This is a genomic window from Leisingera sp. ABM4_103, from assembly GCF_056158685.1.
In genome coordinates this window covers 1-15,785 of sequence record NZ_JBSWTU010000007.1, presented here as the reverse complement: position 1 = coordinate 15,785, position 15,785 = coordinate 1, and the positions used below count along the sequence as shown (strand labels likewise).

Here is a 15,785-nt window from a genome sequence, read left to right as displayed (position 1 = left end):
CCTTATCTCCTATTTGAAGGGTTCGCTTTAATGGAAGTTGCTGGCGTAATGCCGGCCGAGCGCTGGGGAGTATTGGATGGCAGTTCTTCTTTCCTTTGAGGAACGTTTGCCCAGAGTCGGAAAATATAGTACACGCCGGCTCCGAAGACACAAAAATATACAATCACAAAGGCGAGTAGAGATGCCGCTAAAGCGGGGGCGTCAAGGGGCGAGGAGGACTCCGCTGTTCGCATCAAGTCGTAAATAGTGAACGGCTGACGCCCGACTTCCGTTGTCACCCAACCAGCAATCACAGCGACTAGTCCTGAAGGGCCCATAAGAACCACTGTTCGGTGAAGCCATACGTGGTCGAATAGACGGTCGCGATATCTAGCGATTAGACTCCAAACACCCACGCCCAACATCGCAAGTCCTATACCCACCATGATCCGAAAGGACCAAAAGACAACTCCGACTGGAGGCCAATCCTCTCGAGGGTATTCCGTCAAACCTGGAAGTGGAGCAAAAGGATCATGTTTGAGAATCAATGACCCGAGGTACGGAATGGACACCTCATGCCGAATGCGAGCATTTTCAGAATCCGGAAGCCCAAATAAGATTAAGGGAGCTCCTTCTGGGCTAGGGTGATAGTGCCCTTCCATTGCCAACACTTTTATTGGCTGGTGTTCCAGAGTGTTCAACCCGTGCTGGTCACCAACCATAATTTGCAGAGGTGTAACAAGGACGGCCATCCACATCGCCATCGAGAACATTATTTGGGAGCCTAAATTCGACCTATCCCGCAGCAAATGCCATGCGCCGACCGCACCAACAATGAAAGCCGTTGTCAGATATGAGGCGAGGACAGTATGCACCAAGCGGTATGGGAAACTAGGATTAAACACAATTTCCCACCACGAACCTGAGGGGATGAACTGCCCCTGGTCATTTATTGCGTATCCAACAGGAGTGTGCATCCAGCTGTTAACAGAAATAATCCACGTTGCAGAAATCAAGGTACCTACTGCGACCATGCATGTGGCAAAGAAGTGCAAACCTTTCCCAACCTTGTTAGCGCCAAACAACATGACGCCAAGAAAGCCTGCCTCAAGAAAGAATGCCGTCATCACCTCGTAGGCCATCAATGGCCCCACGATCGGACCTGCCCTACGTGAAAACTCGGACCAGTTAGTTCCGAATTGATATGACATGACAATACCGGAAACAACTCCCATGCCAAAAACTACAGCGAATACCTTCAGCCAGTAACGGAAAAGGTTGGCGTAGACGCCACGTCCCGTTTTTAGCCACAGCGCTTCCAAAACCGCGAGATAGCTCGCTAACCCGATAGAGAATGACGGAAATATGAAATGGAATGAAACCGTGAAGGCAAACTGAGCACGCGCCAACAGCAATGGGTCAAAGTAGCTAGACATTTCGTCCCCGCTTTCGCAAGAGTTCGATGATTTTAGAATGGAAGCAAGAGGCCGCTTCTATTATTTGATATCTGTGTCTGCCTTCTGGTCGGCGTAAGTTATGAGACGGGAGCTTCGGTAGCCGATGCTATGCGTCCATGTCCAACTTAAGGCTACGCTGAGCCTGTTCTGTACGCCAATAAGAAAGTAAATATGGATCAACTTCCACATCCACCAAGCGAATGTCCCGCGCAACTTGAGACGCCCCATGTCGACAACCGCTAGGCGTCGACCGATGGTGGCGAGGTTGCCTTGGTGGCGATAACGGAACGGCGCGGGTGGCTTTTTCTGCTTTATGCGCCGGCTGATTAGATCGGCAACGTATTGGCCTTGCTGTTTGGCAGCTGGTGCCAATCCCGGCACGGTTTTCCCATCTTCACCTGTTGCCGCTGCAGTGTCTCCGATCACAAAGATGTTCGGATTGTCCGGGATTGTGAGGTCGGGGCCGACAATAGCACGTCCTGCACGATCAGCTTCGGTATTTAGCCATCGAGCTGCTGGCGATGCCTGAACGCCTGCGGCCCAGAGTATTGTTTCAGCTGGGAGGTGCTTGCCGTCGACCGTAACTCCCTCTGAAGAACATTCTGTCACGGGTTTCCCGAGTCGGATCTCAACGCCAAGTTTCTTGAGAGCTTTACGAGTGTAATCTGAGAGCTTCTCCGTAAAGACAGGCAAGAGACGTGGACCAGCCTCAATCAATATAACCTTGGTCGCATCCGGATCGATAGACCGGAAGTCTTGCTTCAAGGTCAAGTGGGCGAGTTCCGCGATTGTACCGGCCAGCTCAACCCCTGTCGGGCCACCGCCGATCACGACAAAGGTTTGCAAGGCAGCCCGGCGAGCGGGGTCTGGCTCACGCTCGGCCTTCTCGAATGCGAGCAATACGCGTCGACGTATCGTCACTGCATCCTCAAGGGACTTCAGCCCGGGCGCGTAGGGCTCCCAAGCATCATTGCCAAAGTAGGAATGCCGAGCTCCGGTGGCCAGTACGAGGATATCGTAGGGTATGGTCGTTCCATCAGTGAGCAAGACGCTCTGCGTCTGGGCATCGACCCCGTCCACTTCGGCAAGGAGCGTTCGTACGTCCTTGCGTTTGCTGAACAAAGCGCGAATAGGCCAGGCAATTTCCGAAGTCGAAAGCGAAGCGCTTGCCACCTGGTACAACAAGGGCTGGAACAGGTGATGATTGCGCCGATCAATGATCGTCACATCTGCCCCCTTCTTGGCTAGGCTCTGCACAACTTCAAGGCCACCAAATCCTGCGCCGACCACCACAACGCGTGGACGCGCGTTGGAGTAATCCGACTTAGCCTCTGTGGAATGACCACCCGACGGTCCCAGCTGGCTATCGTTGCTTGTGTCCTGTCGCATGTTCTCTACTCCGGTTTTTGCTCAAGACAATGCTTCAGCATGGTGGGCGAGATGGTCGCCTATAAAACTCTCGATAAAGTAGTAGCTGTGGTCGTAGCCCGCCCGCTGATTAAGAGTCAGCGGATGGCCAACCTCATCACAAGCAGCCTTGAGCAGGTTGGGGCGGAGTTGAACGGCCAGGAACTCATCGTCTCCACCTTGATCTACCAAGATGGGGAGGCGCTCCTGCGCGGTTTTTATCAGTTCGACCGTATCGTACTGTTTCCAGGCCTCGGGGTCGTTGCCAAGATAGGCTGCAAAGGCCTTCTTGCCCCATGGCACTTGAGTTGGAGCAACGATGGGGGAAAACGCAGAAACGCTTTTGTAGCGACCGGGGTTCTTCAGCGCTATCGTCAATGCACCGTGCCCACCCATCGAGTGACCAGAGATAGATCTCCGATCAGTCGCAGGGAGGGAGCTTTCGATTAGCGCGGGCAATTCATCAACCACGTAATCGTACATTTTGAAGTGCGAACTCCACGGCGCCTGCGATGCATTCAGGTAAAAGCCAGCACCCTGCCCCAGATCATACGCTTCATCGTCAGCGACACCTTCGCCTCTCGGGCTGGTGTCTGGAGCGACAAGGATAATACCATGCTCGGCCGCGAACCGCTGCGCGGAGGCCTTGGTAATAAAATTCTGTTCGGTGCAGGTTAGACCGGATAGCCAGTACAGCACCGGCGCTTTGCCGTCTTCAACTTGTGGCGGTAGGTAGACGCCGAACCTCATCGAACACCCCAGGCTAATCGAGTCATGTTGATAGACGTCCTGCCAACCGCCGAAGCTGGCGTGATGTTCGACACGTTCCATGTTGGTTTCCTTGCTCTGACGACCACAGGAAGGAGTGGCATCTCATTAGATGCCCTGTGGTTTGACTTCAGGGGGGGAGCGTCGCCGACGCTTCTTTCAGCGTCGGCGACAATTACTCATTGGTCAGCAGGTATCGCTGTGATCTTCCGTTCTTCAAACGAAAGCGTACGCGCAGATCTTGTTGCCCGCCGGATCACGCAGGTATGCTGCATAGGCGCCCGGCAGGTGATCCCGGGGACCGGGCTTACCTTCATCGGTGCCCCCAGCCTTCAGGCCTGCAGCGTGGAACGCATCCACTTCGGCCGGAGAGGCCGCAGCAAAACCTACGGTAGCGCCGTTGCTGGAGGGCTCATCGCCGTTGCCCGGTCGCGCGATGAGGAAGGCCGGCTTGTCGCGACCATACAAGTTCCATCCGTTACCGAAAGGACCGAGGTTGCTGATACCTAGCGCACCCAGTGCCGCGTCGTAGAAGGCGACCGACTTTTCCATGTCGGCGGCGCCGAGAAAGACGTGCGAGAAGATGCCGTCACCAGAGATTACGGGATTAGCCATAGAGAACTTCCTTGATGTTTGGTGTTGATAGTAAAGATTGCAACCCGCTGATTAGTAGCGGATCACCGTGCGGATCGATTTGCCTTGGTGCATCAGATCGAAGGCTTCGTTGATGTCTTCGATGCCCATGGTGTGGGTGACAAAGGGTGCCAGGTCGATTTCACCTTTCATGGCGTCTTCGACCATGCCCGGCAGCTGACTCCGTCCTTTGACCCCCCCGAAAGCAGAGCCCTTCCACACACGGCCGGTGACCAACTGGAATGGCCGCGTCGAGATTTCCTGGCCAGCGCCAGCGACCCCAATGACGATCGATTGACCCCAGCCGCGGTGAGCCGCCTCCAAGGCAGCCCGCATGACGTGGACGTTGCCGATACACTCGAAGGTATGGTCAATACCCCAACCCGTCATTTCAATGAGGACTTCTTGAATCGGCTTTTCGTAGTCTTTCGGGTTGATGCATTCGGTGGCCCCGAACTGACGTGCCAACTCGAACTTGTCCGGGTTGGTATCGATTGCGATAATGCGCCCAGCTTTCGCCTGGCGCGCCCCCTGAATGGCGGCAAGGCCGATACCTCCGAGACCAAAGACGGCAACGGAGTCGCCCGGCTGCACTTTGGCGGTATTGTGAACAGCGCCGATACCGGTGGTCACGCCGCACCCGAGCAGACATACATGCTCATGGTTGGCTTCGGGGTTGATCTTGGCAAGGGAAACCTCTGCCACAACCGTGTACTCAGAGAATGTCGAGCAACCCATATAGTGAAAGAGGGGCTGACCATTATACGAGAAGCGGGTGGTTCCGTCAGGCATCAAGCCCTTACCTTGGGTCGCGCGTACCGCGACGCAGAGATTGGTCTTACCGGACTTGCAGAACTCACACTCACCGCATTCAGCGGTATAGAGCGGGATGACGTGGTCGCCTGGCTTGACGCTCGTGACTCCTTCACCCACCTCGACTACGACACCAGCGCCCTCATGGCCCAGAACCACAGGGAAAATCCCCTCCGGATCATTGCCGGACAAAGTGAACGCATCAGTGTGGCAAACACCGGTGTGGGAAACTTTAATGAGGACCTCGCCCTTCCGGGGAGGCGCGACATCGATTTCTACGATTTCAAGCGGTTTACCTGCTTCAAAGGCTACGGCGGCACGTGACTTCATTTTCGTATTCCTTGTTGGTTGAAACGGAACCTTTGGGAGCATGCGAACATGCTGAAGTGCGCTTTCCGGGCTGATGTCATCAGCGGGGATTGAAGCGTCTCTCACTCCTTGAACGATTAGATAGCATACTCCCCTATAGTATGCAAGTGACATCTCCTTTTTATAGCGCCCGACGCCAACACCTCATGAACCCCGAAAGAATAGGCTCAATATTTTTGTTGTTTTTCAAAATGATGTCGAAAGACACCGTCACGGGAGCTGAGGCCTCATCCCGGAAGAACAACCTGGCCTCTATGTTGGGTACTCGCGTATGAGCATCCCCCACGGAGCGAGCCTCCCATCAAAAGTCATGCGCAACTCAACGATGACCAAAAAGGCAAAGCGGACTCTTCCAACCTGCATCGATCAATAGATCGACGCATCAAAGCCGTCGCGGAACTTAATCAAGTCGAAATCTATTGGCAGTCTTTGCCAATCAGGATCGCTTTCTGCAAATGGCCTGAGGAATCCAATCTCCCCAACCAAGGCACAACATCGCGTAAGTCAATGATCCCAACGTCACAGCACTCCGCGCCGAATGCGCAAGAAGTGTGTCGTCTTCGTCCAAAGCTTTGGCTCCAAACTTGATTCAGACCTTCATCAATCCACTTAGCCCCTGGAATCATCAACTACTTGCGGCCCGAGAACAGCTCTTCCGGCCGCAAGTCACATTTCCGCCAAGACGTATCTTGATGGCCTCAGGAGGCCAGTAAACCGTGAGGGTCAATCACAAATTTCGACGGGGACCCTTGATCAAACTTCGCGTAGCCGTCAGGCGCCTGATCCAAAGTAATGACCTCGATGCTCAGCGCTTTGGAAAGATATGGCATCCGATCCCATAGTATTGCTTCCGTCAGGTGGCGATTGTAGTTTGTCACTGGCGCCATGCCAGTCATCAACCGGATGGACTTGGTCCACATCTTTCCCCAGTCGAGACGAAGACGACCAGCTCCGGCATCCGCATCGACAGGATCAGGATCGCTGCCAACGTAAATCCCCGGAACACCGATCGCACCGCCCGCACGAACAACGTCGAATAGGCTGTTCAACGCCCCATGAGGAAGCTCTGTATCGGCCTCATCACCAAGACCATGAGCCTCGAACCCAACTGCATCGACGCCGCAATCAACCTCGGGACTCCCTAGGATCTGTTCGATTTGATCCCGCAGCGGAGCTGTATTTCTCAGGTCGATAGTTTCAAAGCCAGCATCGGATAGAAGCTTGAGGCGCTCCGGATTTTGATCGCCGACGATCACACAGGCTGCACCTAGCAATCGAGCGCCTGCCGCAGCACATCTGCCCACTGGCCCGGCGCCCGCAATGTAAACATGGCTTCCTGGCTTGACACCAGCCGAAACGCAACCATGAAAGCCGGTTGGAAGAATGTCCGAGATCAATGTCAAGTCCCGGATCTTCTCCATTGCCTGAGCCTTGTCGCGAAATTTCATCAGCATGTAGTCAGCATATGGAACCAAGACGTATTCGGCTTGGCCGCCTGACCACCCTTTCAGGTCAAAGCCAAAAGCGCCAAGATCTGCATCAGGATTGACAAGATCATTTTCACAAACGTCAGAACGAGCCTCCTTACAGTTGCGACAGCGCCCACAAGCAACATTGAAAGGAACAGAGACCAGATCTCCAACGTTGATCATCTCAACATCGGATCCTTTCTCAACCACCTCACCAGTAATTTCATGACCAAGGACATGCCCTTGAGGAACCACAAACCGGCCTCGATAGATATGCTGGTCTGAGCCACAGATATTAGTAGAGACCACCTTCAGCCCGGTTTATTCATCCAAATCGATGGGGGCAGGTTGCGTGCGCCTGAAAGCGCCGTAGAATCAAGTTGCTACACCAAAATCCGCCAGCAGCTTCGGACGCACGCATGGGTGAAACGCTACGGCCGGTCACGGCCGGATTCAACCGCTCTCTTTCGATCGAAACTCGCGCCGAGCGCCTGACGGGCGATCCTGGCGCAGTACTGCTGCGAGAAGCTCTCGACGCGACCGGGATTATCGGCTGGATGGCGGCGCGGATGAAGGACAGCCGCCGCCAAGCCGATGTCGTGCATGACCTGCCGTCGCTCTTGCGGACCATGGTGCTCCTGGTCGCTCAGGGTTGGCAGGACCACGACGATGCGGATGCCTTGCGGCATGATCCAGCGATGCGTGTGGCGGCCGCCTCGTCGGCCGGGCTGACGCCGCTGACTGGGCACCCTGGGCTGGCCTCTCAGCCCACGCTTTCGCGTTGCACAGCGATGCTGGCGGAGCCAGGCAACCTGAAGGTTCTGCGGGAGGCTGCCCTCGAACTCGCCGGTCGGAACCTGCGCGCCGAGAATGGCGGGCAGCGGCGCACTCGCATGACGCTGGACGTCGACAGTCTGCCCATCGAGGTGCATGGCCATCAACCGAAGGCCGAGTGGAACGGGCACTACCGGACCCGGGTCTATCACCCGCTGGTCACCTCCATCGCCGAGACCGGCGACATGCTCGACGCGCGTTTACGCCCCGGAAATGTCGGCACTGCCGACGGTGCGCTGGACGTCATTCTCGACGTCGTCGATCGGGCCGAGGCCAGCCTGTGCAAGATCACGACCGTGCGCATCGATGCAGGCTTCCCCTCTGGCGCGCTCCTGTCGGGCCTGGAGGGGCGCGGCATCCACCACGTCGCCCGCCTGCGGGCGAACGCAGCCCTCGACAGGCTCGCGGCGCCGCACATGAAGCGACCGCCGGGACGACGGCCGACGGAACCGCGGCTTTGGACGCATGAGCTGGAATACCAGGCGCAGGGCTGGGACGAGCCCCGCCGTGTGGTGCTGGTGGTCAAGGAGCGCGAGGGCGATCTGCTACTCGACCGCTTCTTCCTCGTCACCTCGATCTCGCGCTTCCAGATGAAGGGGCAGGCCCTGCTGGACCATTATCGCCAGCGCGGCAAAGCAGAAGGCCACATGGGCGAGCTGATGGACGTGCTGTCTCCAGCGCTGTCCTCCACCAATCGCGCCAAGACCCATCTGCGCGGCAAGAAGCCGAAATCGGTCACGCCCCCCATCGATGCCTTCGCCTGCAACGAAGTCCGGTTGCTCGTCGCCATGCTCGCCTACCAGATCATGCACGTGGCGCGCCGGGCCATGGCGCGCGCCACGAAAGCCCCTTGGAGCCTGCGCCGCCTGCGGGAACGCGTGCTGCGCGCCGGCGCTCGTCTCATCATTTCAGCCCGGCGCATGACCTTGATACTTGCCGCAACGGCCGCGCCCTACTGGGCCGCCATCTGGCCGCAGATCCAGATGCTACGCGGGGCCGACCCATAATCGCGAGCAAGTTGCAGATGCCGCCGACAGAATGAACGCCCAGGGGCGGCCAGAAGTCGTGGCCGATCCAAAGGGTGAAATCATCCAAAGGATGTCGTCTCGTCCACTCTCTCAACCAAACCGGGATGCGTAGCTCTCATCGGCAATAAGCTGGTGCCCAGAAGCCGGCAAGAACGGCTTCAACCCGCCTCCAGCGCGCCGCCGAGCCGGCTCGGCGAATAATGCGGGTTCAGGATCACAGCGTGCTCGAGCTTTCGACCGTCGTGCTCCAACTTGGGGTACGGGACGGTCTCAACTCTTAAATCGCGGGTACCGTGATAAACTACGCTTCTGTTTCCAGACATGGTGCTCCCTCCTTTGACCAGGAATTGGCTAAGGGAATCGGCACGGAACACAAGGTTCGCGACCGAACCCTCAAATGAGGGTGACTGATCACCACCCCATCTGTCAACTTCAAGATCCACCCCTCCCCAGTATGAGAAATATTTGAGCGATGAGCTAAGGGGATGAACTGCCTTCCCACCAACCGCTACTACCGTGGCGGGCATAGGTGGAGAGAGGAGCATCAGATGGACATCAATGCCCAGAACTGCGACCTCCATCAGAATGATCCTTCCTCTCCGCTGATCCTCACGACAATAGCCGTGGTCTCTGCGGGAAAGCAGTTCATCCCATTATTTCAGGACGTAGTTAATGGGTGACAAGTTGTCTGGTGTAGGTTTGCCTAAAGCTTCTAGAACTGAAATTTCTATTGTTCGGCACATAGCATCAAGTGGCAATCCATTTTGCACATCTTTGAACGGAAGCTCTAGTTCGTGCGTAATCTCGAGCAATCCAAAAAAGACATATGCAACCACAGAAGTGATCAGCGGCGCAAACCAATCTGTGGAATCGATCAGGCCAAAGGGAAGTAGCCAGCAGTAAATATAAGTCGTCCTCCTCACAAGGAGTGAATAAACATATGGAAGCGGCGCCGTTGCAATACGTTCGCAGCTCGCCTGATGCAAGCCAAGCGACGAAACAATTTCCGAAATTCGCAACTGCCCGACATCACTTATTTCACCTTTACTAATTGCTGTCTTTATTTGATCCGCCATGGACCTTAAGGCTGCATCGGCAGGACTCTTGAATGCCGCCATTGCGGCAGCCTTCTCCTTTCCAACCCAACCAGAAACACTATCATTGACATTTATTCCACGCAGATTTCCACGATGGAGGTGCACAAATGCGACGGCGCAAGATAGGATTTTCTCGCGAGTGCTTTCATCATTAGCAAAAATACAAAGAAGTCGCCCAAGCGTTCTAATGTCTGCTATCATACCCCCCCATAGTTTCCTAGCCTCCCACCACCTTTCATAAGCTGCGTTATTTCTAAATCCTAAAAACAAGGAAATTGCCAAGCCAAATACGCCCATAGCTGAAATAGATAGTCCAGGCAGTCGAAACACGTACTTATCAACAGATATCACAATGAAAGATAAAGCCGCTACGCCGACGACCTTCCAGATTATTTTAGGCACCACAGAGCCTTGCATTACAAAAAACAATTGGAATGTACTAGGGATCTCTCTAACTATCATCTATAGCGCCACTACTGCTCTTTGCTCCAATGACACGTTGAGGTGCGAGCTCAAAAAGAAACCATATTATCCAGAGCAGAACTCTGGATTCTGATTGGAACTCAGCTCAACCACGGCCCGGCCACATACACAGCATAATCTAATGCAGTATATCAGTCTAGCGTGACCTATTGTGACTGTAGCGAAGTGGTCTCAGCAACCGCGTCACCTTGGAATGGATATTTTCCCTCTCCTCCCGAGGGCTAGATGGTGTATTCGGCTTGCGCCCCACTTCCAGCCTCGGTCTTCGGTAGGTGCTGCGTCTCGAGCTGATGATAAAACGTGGCCAGTGTGAAGCAGCAACAAGCATCAGGGAAGGAGACGCAGCATGAAGCATTATGCCGGATTGGGTGTATCAGTAAGAGAAACCGTCATTTGGCTTTCGTCGGTGACGGCCAAGTCTGCTCAGAAATGAAGATTGCGAGCCACCCCGAGGACCTCCCTCCAGCCTTGAGTAGCATCGGGGTACATTTAGGACGGATTGGGTTGGAAGCCGGTCCGCTGTCGCAATGGGTGTTCAAAGGGCTGGCGCGTGCGGGGCTTGGCAGAGCGGGTTATTCCTAGTAACGTAATGACCACCTCTCCACTACTTCACGAACAGCTTCACGTAGGCTGCCGGAATAAAACGCGCTTCATGGCCATGGGACTGAGCGACCCGGCCTCAATGATGCGATGTGGCACAAGCCGCCATCGCCACCACGCAGGGCAGCTACTTTGCCAGCAGCTGATAAAGCCGCAGCCGCGATATCGACTTGTTGAACATGATCGCGCCGTCAGTTCGGACACCGCAAACCTGGAAACTGCCCTTGGCAAGATCAACTCCCAATATGCTAATCTCTGACATGGATGCCTCCCTCACATTGTTTCCTACGAAACCGTTATGGCACACTCGATGCCGTCGGGTGGGGGCATCCACCACACCAATTTAATCTGGATAACTTTCAAACATTTAATCGCTCACAAGTCATGATGTTCAACGTCCTGTCGTGGATGGTGCAAGCTGAATAAAATTTACCCCTAACAGAAGAAAGGGAATCTAATGAAACGTGCAATCGTTACTGGTGGATCTGGATTGATTGGTCGGGAAATTTGTGCACATTTGCTGCGTGATGGATGGGAGGTTGCTTCATTCGACCTGAAAAAAGATGGCCTTGGGGTGCAAATCTATTGCGATCTATCAAATGAAGAATCTGTCAAAGAAGCGTTTAATGAACTCAACTGGGATCACCTTGACCTTCTCGTCAACAATGGTGGGCTTGTATTCGAGACTTTTTCGCAACTTGGTGAGGCCACGCTTGATCAATGGAATAGCACAATAGGTAGCCACTTGACTGGCGCCTTTATGATGTCGCGCGCGGCACAACCTCTGTTGCGTGAAGGCGGATCCATCATCATGATGGCGTCAACACGCGCTCTGATGTCAGAAGGCATTGACTTCTCTTATGCCGCAGCAAAGGGGGGGATGCTTGCTCTGGCACAGGCGCTCGCAGTTCAACTCGGACCGAAGATTCGCATCAATACGATTGCCCCTGGTTGGATTACAGGTGAAACAGATCTGCGGAATGTGGACAACGCGCAGCATCCTGTTGGGCGCGTAGGTCGACCCGCAGATATTGCCGAAGCCGTGATCTATTTGGCCTCCGCTGGATTTGTTACGGGTGAAACTCTAGTTGTCGACGGTGGCATGACAAAGAAAATGATCTATGCAGAGTAGCAGCTACGCGCCTCAATTTTCTTGAGGCGCGACAGTTTGACTTCACAACTTACCCCCCCAATTCTCTGCTAATCAACCAGACTGAGCTACCCCCTGAAATTTGGACACTGATGGTGTGGATGTGAGCTACTCCCCAATGTTTGGACAGGATCTGGCGTAATTTAAGCTATTCACTGCTCCTGCTGAGTAACCGTCGTTTGCGCCCCACGTTGTAGCGCCTGTCCGGTGCTGCGAGATCTTGCTCATCTCACAGTGGGGAGTGCGTTTCGCAATGTGCGCTACAAATTCGTTTCTCAAATCGTTGGGCGTCGAGATCTACGCGTCGGGTCACCGGCGCTGGCCGGATGAAGCCAAGGCCCGAGCTGTGGCGGATACGCTTGAGCCCGGTGCGACGGTGAATGGCGTGGCCGCGCGGTATGGGGTCTTAGCGAACCAGCTGTCGGCCTGGCGCCGGCTGGCGAAGCAGGGGAAGCTGGTATTGCCAGCGGCGGAGCTGGACGAACCGGTCTTCGCCCCGCTGGTGATCTGCGAAGCTCCGGAGGTGCAGCCGGAGCCGGACATTGCGGCATCCGATGAGGTGATCCGGATCGTCTCGGGCGAAGTCAGGATCGAGCTGGCGCCAGGCACGCCCGCAGCGCGGATCGCCGAGATTGTGTATGCGCTCGGGGCCACGCCATGCTGATGCCCTCACAGGGCGTCCGGATACTGGTGGCGACAAAGCCCGTGGATTTCCGCAAAGGCCATGACGGCCTGGCAGCGCTCGTGCAGTCAGTGCTGGCCGAAGATCCTTTCACCGGCACGGTCTTTGTGTTCCGCGCCAAACGGGCGGACAGGATGAAGATCCTGTTCTGGGACGGCAGCGGACTTGTGATGGCTTACAAGCGGCTGGAGGAAAACAGCTTCACTTGGCCTGCCATCCGCGACGGGGCGATGACGCTGAACCGTGCCCAATTCGAAGCGCTGTTTGCCGGTCTGGACTGGCGGCGGGTGCGGTCCCTGGAGGCGCGCCGCCCGGCTGTGGCAGAGTGACTCGGGCAGCCGAAAGCCTGCGTCCAGAGAGGCAGACCAGGGTATGCTCCGGACATGTCCCGCACCCCGCCCATCGACCTTTCTGCCATTCCCGAAGACCAGCGTGACGCTGTTCTGGCAGTGCTGCGCGAGCGGGATGCGCTTCGGGAGGCCAATAAACGCCTGGAGCACCTCGTTGCCGAGCTGAACCAGGTCGTGCATGGCAAAAGGTCGGAGAAGCTGAGCGAGGACGAGCGGCAGCTGGCCTTCGAGGATCTCGAGACCGCGGTGGCCGAGGTCGAGACGCAGCAAAACACGCAGACATCCACCGGTCCGGCGCCGCGCAAGCCAGCCCGCCGCAACCGGGGCAATCTGCCCAAGGACCTGCCGCGGATCGAGAAGGTGATCGAACCGGCCAGCCTGGACTGCCCATGCGGGTGCGGTGAGATGCACCGGATCGGCGAGGATCGCACCGAGCGGCTGGATATTATTCCCGCGCAGCTCCGCGTCATCGTCACTGTCCGGCCCAAGTATGCCTGCCGCGCCTGCGCCGAGGGCGTCACCCAGGCACCAGCCCCCGCGCACCTGATCGAGGGCGGTCTGCCGACCGAGGGCGCCATCGCGCATGTGCTGGTCAGCAAGTTCTCGGATCACCTGCCGTTATACCGCCAGAGCCAGATCCTGGCCCGGTCCGGGATCGACCTGCACCGCAGCACGCTCGCTGATTGGGTGGGGATGGCCGCCTTCCACCTCGGTCCCGTAGTCGACCGGCTCGCCGAGCACCTGAAGGGATCGGGCAAGCTCTTCATGGATGAGACCACGGCACCGGTTCTGGACCCGGGCCGGGGCCGGACAAAGACCGGGTATCTCTGGGCCCTGGCCCGGGACGACCGCGGATGGGGCGGCGATGACCCGCCCGGCGTTGTCTTCACCTATGCCCCGGGCCGCGCCGGGCAGAACGCGGAACAGATCCTGCAGGGCTTCGATGGCATCCTGCAGCTGGACGGCTATACCGGCTATAACCGGCTGACGCGCCCCTCGCGGAAAGGCGGCGCGCCGGTCACCGTCGCGCATTGCTGGGCGCATCTATGGATGCCCCCGCTCTTGCAAGGTTTTTCTGTTCTCAGTCACGCACCGCGACTGCGGTCATCTATCCGGCCTGTCATGGCGATGCGCCCCGCACCGCCGGCCTTGATGGTTAATCCGCGAGTCGGGTCCCAATCACGCAGCGCGAGCTCGGAGCTCGATGCGCCCAGCGGGTTCAGCCGACCCCGGTCCGCCCGGTCGTGCCATCTCGTTCAGAAAGTCCCTCGCATCTGCGGTGGCTTGCCGACAGCCGTCAGCAATCCTCGTCTTGTCTCATCATCAAGCCGCTTGGCGCATCGGAGTGCCGTAGACACCGCCAAACTTCATCATCGCCCAGATCACGCGGGCCGTCTTGTTGGCAACGGCGACCGTCGCGACATTGGCAGGGCGCCTGGCTCGTAGTTTGGCGAGCCAAACCCAGGTCTTGCTGCGCCAACGCATGATCGACCGGCTGCCGTGGATCAGCAGGCGGCGCAAATACCCGTTGCCACGTTTGCTGATCCCGCCCATGCGCTCTACACCGCCGGTCGAATGCTGCCGGGGAACCAGACCGAGCCAGGCAGCAAAATGTCGGCCCGACTTGAAGTCAGATGGGTCTCGCGTCGCGGCAACCATTGCCGTCGCAATGACAACCCCTACGCCCGGGATTGTCATGAGCCTGCGGCAGGTCTCGTTCTCACCGGCAAGAAGGACGAGCTCCTTGTCGATCGCCTCGAGCTTCTTAGCAACCTGCTCGAGTTGCTCCACCAAATAGAGTAATGCTTGCCGCGCAGCCCCCGGCAAGCGGCCGTCGTTCTCATCACGAATGACATCGACCAGGAGCTGCACCCGGTGCGCCCGCTGCGGTCCGACAATACCGAACTCCGTGAGATGACCGCGGATCCCGTTGATCAGCTGGGTCCGCTGGCGCATGAGCATCTCGCGAACCCGGTGCAGCACCAGAATCTCCTGTTGGTCTTCCTCCTTGATCGGAACGAAGCGCATCGTGGGCCTGGTCATTGCCTCGCAAATGGCCTCTGCATCCGCCGCATCGTTCTTGTTCGTCTTCACATAGGGCCGGACATATTGCGCGGGCAACAATCTTACCTCATGACCGTGGCGCCGAAGTGTCCGAGCCCAGTAGTGACTGCCCGGACAGGCTTCCAGGCCGATCTGACAACAGGGCAGTTCTTTGAAGAACGGCTCGACTTCGTCGCGCTTGAGCCTGCGACGCAAGACCGGCTTGCCTTTCCGGTCGGCCGCGTGAACCTGGAAAATGGACTTGGCGATATCCAGCCCGACAAGGGCGATTGGTTCAGTCATCTTCAATCTCCTCTCTCGCAATCAGTCCTCTCAACCTGCACCAACGGTTGCCGGTTGGGCGAGAGGGGGCATCCATGCCATCATGCCCGCAGGAAGCTGAAGGAGGTCTTCGACCGCGACGGCTCGGAGATCGCTGCCGAGGGGCTGCGCCGGATTGCGGAGCTCTACCGCATCGAGGGTGAGATCCGCGGCATGGGTCCTGGTCAGCGGCTGTCGGCCCGGCAGGCCCGCACCGCGCCGCTGGTCGCCGAGTTCGGAGAATGGCTGCAGAGCCAGCGCCGCCGGATCTCCTCAAAGTCGCGTCTCGGAGAGAAGCTGGC

13 protein-coding genes and 3 pseudogenes are annotated in these 15,785 nt (G+C 56.9%); 6 read left to right on the top strand and 10 right to left on the bottom strand.

The window, feature by feature from the left end:
* Positions 1-2 precede the first annotated feature (2 nt).
* The 6 genes and pseudogenes from ACXAED_RS22385 to ACXAED_RS22360 form a co-directional block, all read right to left on the bottom strand.
* Entirely contained in the window at positions 3-1,415 is a 1,413-nt protein-coding gene (locus tag ACXAED_RS22385; protein WP_475053754.1) for a cytochrome ubiquinol oxidase subunit I, read from the bottom strand.
* A gap of 60 nt (positions 1,416-1,475) precedes the next feature.
* The gene (locus tag ACXAED_RS22380; protein WP_475053751.1) at positions 1,476-2,825 is read right to left on the bottom strand and encodes an NAD(P)/FAD-dependent oxidoreductase; all 1,350 of its coding nucleotides are present in this window, start codon (positions 2,823-2,825) and stop codon (positions 1,476-1,478) included.
* A gap of 21 nt (positions 2,826-2,846) precedes the next feature.
* Entirely contained in the window at positions 2,847-3,674 is an 828-nt protein-coding gene (fghA, locus tag ACXAED_RS22375) for an S-formylglutathione hydrolase (RefSeq protein WP_475053749.1), read from the bottom strand.
* Positions 3,675-3,827: 153 nt separating this feature from the next.
* The gene (locus ACXAED_RS22370; RefSeq protein ID WP_475053746.1) at positions 3,828-4,226 is read right to left on the bottom strand and encodes a VOC family protein; all 399 of its coding nucleotides are present in this window, start codon (positions 4,224-4,226) and stop codon (positions 3,828-3,830) included.
* Positions 4,227-4,277: 51 nt separating this feature from the next.
* Positions 4,278-5,387: an S-(hydroxymethyl)glutathione dehydrogenase/class III alcohol dehydrogenase gene (locus ACXAED_RS22365; RefSeq protein WP_096790530.1), complete on the bottom strand. Its 1,110-nt coding sequence runs from the start codon at positions 5,385-5,387 to the stop codon at positions 4,278-4,280.
* 737 nt (positions 5,388-6,124) lie between these two features.
* Positions 6,125-7,210: pseudogene (locus tag ACXAED_RS22360) on the bottom strand (alcohol dehydrogenase catalytic domain-containing protein); the annotation flags it as partial.
* A gap of 104 nt (positions 7,211-7,314) precedes the next feature.
* Between ACXAED_RS22360 and ACXAED_RS22355 the strand changes: the two are divergent.
* Positions 7,315-8,736, top strand: a complete 1,422-nt coding sequence (locus ACXAED_RS22355; RefSeq protein ID WP_074743528.1) for an IS1380 family transposase — start codon at positions 7,315-7,317, stop codon at positions 8,734-8,736.
* A gap of 179 nt (positions 8,737-8,915) precedes the next feature.
* Here the strand turns inward: ACXAED_RS22355 and ACXAED_RS22350 are convergent, their stop codons facing one another.
* The 3 genes from ACXAED_RS22350 to ACXAED_RS22340 all read right to left on the bottom strand — a co-directional run bounded on the left by ACXAED_RS22350 (position 8,916) and on the right by ACXAED_RS22340 (position 11,199).
* Complete coding sequence (locus ACXAED_RS22350) at positions 8,916-9,338, bottom strand: hypothetical protein (protein WP_475054083.1); 423 nt, start codon at positions 9,336-9,338, stop codon at positions 8,916-8,918.
* Between the two features lie 72 nt (positions 9,339-9,410).
* Positions 9,411-10,316, bottom strand: coding sequence for a bestrophin family protein (locus ACXAED_RS22345; protein ID WP_475053744.1), 906 nt, complete (start codon positions 10,314-10,316; stop codon positions 9,411-9,413).
* Positions 10,317-11,064: 748 nt separating this feature from the next.
* Positions 11,065-11,199 carry a hypothetical protein gene (locus tag ACXAED_RS22340; RefSeq protein ID WP_475053741.1) on the bottom strand — a complete coding sequence of 45 codons (135 nt, stop codon included), beginning with the start codon at positions 11,197-11,199 and terminating at the stop codon, positions 11,065-11,067.
* A 195-nt stretch (positions 11,200-11,394) separates the two neighbouring features.
* Here ACXAED_RS22340 and ACXAED_RS22335 point away from each other — a divergent pair, with 195 nt between their 5' ends.
* The 4 genes and pseudogenes from ACXAED_RS22335 to tnpC form a co-directional block, all read left to right on the top strand.
* Positions 11,395-12,069 (top strand): SDR family NAD(P)-dependent oxidoreductase, encoded by a 675-nt coding sequence (locus ACXAED_RS22335; protein ID WP_475053740.1) that lies wholly within the window; start codon positions 11,395-11,397, stop codon positions 12,067-12,069.
* Positions 12,070-12,340: 271 nt separating this feature from the next.
* Entirely contained in the window at positions 12,341-12,751 is a 411-nt protein-coding gene (gene tnpA / locus ACXAED_RS22330; protein ID WP_475053737.1) for an IS66-like element accessory protein TnpA, read from the top strand.
* Positions 12,745-13,098, top strand: coding sequence for an IS66 family insertion sequence element accessory protein TnpB (gene tnpB / locus ACXAED_RS22325; protein WP_222506893.1), 354 nt, complete (start codon positions 12,745-12,747; stop codon positions 13,096-13,098). Before tnpA ends, tnpB begins: the two co-directional genes overlap by 7 nt.
* Positions 13,099-13,152: 54 nt before the next feature.
* Positions 13,153-14,163: pseudogene (tnpC, locus tag ACXAED_RS22320) on the top strand (IS66 family transposase); the annotation flags it as partial.
* A gap of 279 nt (positions 14,164-14,442) precedes the next feature.
* Here tnpC and ACXAED_RS22315 read toward each other — a convergent pair.
* Positions 14,443-15,465, bottom strand: a complete 1,023-nt coding sequence (locus ACXAED_RS22315) for an IS110 family RNA-guided transposase (RefSeq protein WP_475053735.1) — start codon at positions 15,463-15,465, stop codon at positions 14,443-14,445.
* 69 nt (positions 15,466-15,534) lie between these two features.
* Between ACXAED_RS22315 and ACXAED_RS22310 the strand changes: the two are divergent.
* Positions 15,535-15,785: pseudogene (locus ACXAED_RS22310) on the top strand (IS66 family transposase); the annotation flags it as partial.

What these genes read in the sequence shown, in the direction of transcription:
- ACXAED_RS22365 (WP_096790530.1), bottom strand. Translation starts at nt 5,387, where the DNA reads ATGAAGTCACGTGCCGCCGTAGCCTTTGAAGCAGGTAAACCGCTTGAA.
- ACXAED_RS22340 (WP_475053741.1), bottom strand. Translation starts at nt 11,199, where the DNA reads ATGTCAGAGATTAGCATATTGGGAGTTGATCTTGCCAAGGGCAGTTTC.
- fghA (WP_475053749.1), bottom strand. Translation starts at nt 3,674, where the DNA reads ATGGAACGTGTCGAACATCACGCCAGCTTCGGCGGTTGGCAGGACGTC.
- ACXAED_RS22315 (WP_475053735.1), bottom strand. Translation starts at nt 15,465, where the DNA reads ATGACTGAACCAATCGCCCTTGTCGGGCTGGATATCGCCAAGTCCATT.
- ACXAED_RS22385 (WP_475053754.1), bottom strand. Translation starts at nt 1,415, where the DNA reads ATGTCTAGCTACTTTGACCCATTGCTGTTGGCGCGTGCTCAGTTTGCC.
- tnpA (WP_475053737.1), top strand. Translation starts at nt 12,341, where the DNA reads ATGTGCGCTACAAATTCGTTTCTCAAATCGTTGGGCGTCGAGATCTAC.
- ACXAED_RS22370 (WP_475053746.1), bottom strand. Translation starts at nt 4,226, where the DNA reads ATGGCTAATCCCGTAATCTCTGGTGACGGCATCTTCTCGCACGTCTTT.
- ACXAED_RS22345 (WP_475053744.1), bottom strand. Translation starts at nt 10,316, where the DNA reads ATGATAGTTAGAGAGATCCCTAGTACATTCCAATTGTTTTTTGTAATG.
- ACXAED_RS22350 (WP_475054083.1), bottom strand. Translation starts at nt 9,338, where the DNA reads ATGGAGGTCGCAGTTCTGGGCATTGATGTCCATCTGATGCTCCTCTCT.
- ACXAED_RS22355 (WP_074743528.1), top strand. Translation starts at nt 7,315, where the DNA reads ATGGGTGAAACGCTACGGCCGGTCACGGCCGGATTCAACCGCTCTCTT.
- tnpB (WP_222506893.1), top strand. Translation starts at nt 12,745, where the DNA reads ATGCTGATGCCCTCACAGGGCGTCCGGATACTGGTGGCGACAAAGCCC.
- ACXAED_RS22335 (WP_475053740.1), top strand. Translation starts at nt 11,395, where the DNA reads ATGAAACGTGCAATCGTTACTGGTGGATCTGGATTGATTGGTCGGGAA.
- ACXAED_RS22380 (WP_475053751.1), bottom strand. Translation starts at nt 2,825, where the DNA reads ATGCGACAGGACACAAGCAACGATAGCCAGCTGGGACCGTCGGGTGGT.